Here is a 3,306-nt window from a genome sequence, read left to right on the forward strand (position 1 = left end):
GGCCGGTACGGGTGCGGGGGCAGGGGCCGTACTCGACTGCCCGTTCTTCGCGGCCTGTTGGGCGGCGGCCCGTGCTGCGGCGGCGCGCTCTTCGCGCACGGTGTTCTCGGCCCGCGTCAACGCGGCCAGGGCCGTCTGGAGGTCGTGGCGACCCTTGGTCTCGTCCCGCTCGTGCCGCTCGATGACCGACGGCAGGGTGGTGACGCTCTTTTGAGCCTCCGCATAGTCCCGCTTCAGCCGTGCGACCAGCGCCTCGGCCTTGCGTGCGGCCTCGGCGGTGTCGGCGGCCGCCTTCTTCGCGTCCGTGTGGGCGTCGGTCGCGTTCTTGACCGCGAGCTGCGCCTTCCCGTGTGCTTCTACGGCGTCCGTGTGCGCCCGGTTGGCCTGCTGGAGGGAGGCGGTGAGGCGGTTCAGCAGCTGCGGGGTGTCGGCGAGGGTCTCGGTGGCGGCGTGCAGGAGTTCGGCCTGGGCGTCGAAGGCGTTCCACGCGGTGGCCAGGTCGGGGTCGGCGGTGACGAGGGCGCCGTCGGGGGTGAACTCCCAGCGGCGGATGCCCTGCGGGTCACGGGTCATCAGCTCCAGCGGGCGATTCCCGAGCACGGCGGTGCGGGAAGCGGCGTAGAGGGCCTGGCCGAGGTGCTCGCCCTGCGGGTCGGCGCCGAGGGCCACCCAGACCTGCACGCCGTGACTGCCCGCGGGGATCGCGGAGTTGAGACGTTCCGGCAGGGTGTGCGGCTCGGCCGTAGCCCAGTCGGGGACGAGTGCCGGCAGGTCGTGGAGGTTCGGCGGGGTCTCTGCCGGGGTGAGCAGACCGTGGCCGAGGAGGTCACGCTCCTCGATCCGGAGACTGACGGTGCCGGTGACGTGACGGGTGCCTTCAGGTCCCTCGACGAGCAGGTGCGCGTCGGCGTCGACGACGTAACTCCGGGTCCCGCGCGCCCCGTTGGCCGGTGCGGCGGTGCTGCCGGACTTCAGCCAGTCACGGCGACTGCCGGTGGTGGTGCCGCCGAAGGTGGACGGCTGGGTCTGGCGCTGCGCGAGCGGGACGCTGATGCCGGCGATCTCGTGGTTGTCGTCGTCGCCGCTGAGGAGTTCCGTGAACGAGGTCGCGAGGGAGTGGTCCGCGCCGGCCGCGGTGCTCACCGTGTCGGTGGTGTTGTGGAGTTGGTCGAGCGTGACGTCGTCGGCGTGGGTGGAGCGGCGCGGGTTGTAGAGCGTGACCGCGATCGAGGGAGCGTGGTCGGGTGCCCCTTCGAAGGGCGTGGTGCCGGGCATCTTGCGGGTGAGGTCGGCGGCCAGCCGGGGACGGTCGAGGGAGACCCGTCCGGCCTGGATCAACTGACCGAGCCGGACGGCCTGCCCCTCCACCGACACGGACGTGATCTGCGAATGCCAGCCACGGCCCCCGCGCGGCGCGACGTCGTTGAGCGCCGTCTCCAGATGTGCCCAGCCGTCGAAGTGGAACGCCGGGGTAGGCCCCACCGGGTGGAACATCTGCGCGTCGGCGAGATACGGCCCGGCGGCGGGGCCGGCCGGCCGCACGGTGTTACGCGGGTCGGCGCCGGAGACGACGGACGGGGCGTTCACCGGAGCCGGGCCGCCGACCCCGGGCAGGGCGGTCTCGGTGCCGGTGAACCGCAGCGTGAGCCGGACCGGGACGGTGCTGGTGCGCGGGTTGCCCCGGGCCATCAGTTCGTCTATCCAGCGGCTTACGTCCCCGTCCGCGTCGGACCAAGCGATGACACCGTTCTGGATGAGACCGCCGATGACGTTCGGCGGCCAGTCGGTGACCAGCGCTGAGCGGACGGACAGCTCGTAGTCGTACTGGAGGCCGTCGAAGTCGGCGCCGTTGTCGGTGCGCAGCCAGAAGCGGTTGTCGGCGGTGGTGGCCCGCCGGGCGGAGATGCTGGTGGCCGCCTGCGGGGTGAACACCGGTGCCGCGCGGTCCGTCCTGGCCGGGTCCGGGCCCTGGTTCGGGCGGAGATAGCGGGTCGTCAGCGTGACCGGGAGCTGCTTCTGCCGGACGGATGCGCGGGTGGTGGTGCGGCCCGCCGATGTGTGCGACTGCCACTGTTCGAGACCCGAGCCGGGCGTCGAGGAACCCCGGACACCGGCCAGGTTCTGGGTCCGCCGGGGCCGTGCCGTGAGCGTGACCTCGACGAGTCGCTCACCGCCGTGGCCGTGGTGGCGGAAGTGGAAGCGGGTGGTGGCCCGGCGCGGAGCGCCGTCCGGACCGCGCCCGGGCAGCGAGCGCAGCCCGGCGGACGAGGTGAGCTGGGCGATACGGCTGTGCACACCCTGCTGGTAGCCGGAGTGCCCGGGAGTGACCGCTCCGGGCGCCTCTGCCTCGACCAGCGCCAGCAGCTCACGCCCGATCCGCCCGCGCCGCTCCCTCGGGTTGACCGGCCCCAGCGGGATCTGCCCGGCGGTGGCCCCGGTCGTGGGCATGGGGGCGGCGACGGGCCGGTCGTACTCGATGACCGAGAGGACACCGCCGAGGCCCAGTTCGCGGTTGCGGGTGTACGGCGCCGGGAGGGCCGCCGTCAACGCCGGGGCGGGCGCCGGGGCGAGCCCCTGCACCGAGCCCATCCACCGTGCGTCGCGGGCGAGTTGGCCCTGGGTCATGAGGAACTGGAGGCCGTCGGGGACGTCCACCGCGAAGGTGACGGGGTCGATCGTGCCGGACTCGCCCACGCCGTTGAGCAGGGTGCGGGAGCCCGCGCGGACCGTGACGAGGTAGGTGACGTCGGCGACCACGCGGTGCAGGGTGCCGCTCTCGGTGGGGGTGCGGTTGACGCCCGTGCTGGCGGAGAGGGTGTCCGCGGTGTCGGTGCGGGCGACATGGCCGAGCCGCGCCGAGGGGTTGAAGAGGCCCTTGTACGACTTGCCGCTGGTCTGGCTGGTGGAGACCGAACCGTCCGACTCCGGACCGGTGTTGCCCTGTCCGGCGGGCTGCGGGGGCGGGTTCTGGGTGACCACCCCGCTGCCGCCGAACTGGTGCGACTTTCCCAGGGACTTGAGCTGCTGGGCACTGTCGGTGGCCGAGACGCCCGTCTCCAGGTACTGCCGGGTCGTGTCCAGCAACCGGGGCCGGTGCGCGACGGCCTGGATCTCCAGCGAGTACTGACCGTCCGCCATCGTCCCCGGCAGGCTCAGACCCTCAACTACGTAGGAATTCTTGAACAGTTCGTGGCCGTGCGCGACGAGACTGCCCGGCGTGATCGCGGCATGCCGGGTCTCGGTGGCACGCGTCCTGCTGTCCGTGAGCCCACGCCCGGCGAGGGGTGAGATGCCGTCACGCGGGGG

The 3,306-nt window shown here is 72.9% G+C and carries 1 pseudogene; it reads right to left on the reverse strand.

The window, feature by feature from the left end:
* A pseudogene (locus tag AC31A1_RS48970) lies at window positions 1-3,306 on the reverse strand (hypothetical protein); the annotation flags it as partial.

This window comes from Streptomyces sp. P5F9, assembly GCF_057961495.1.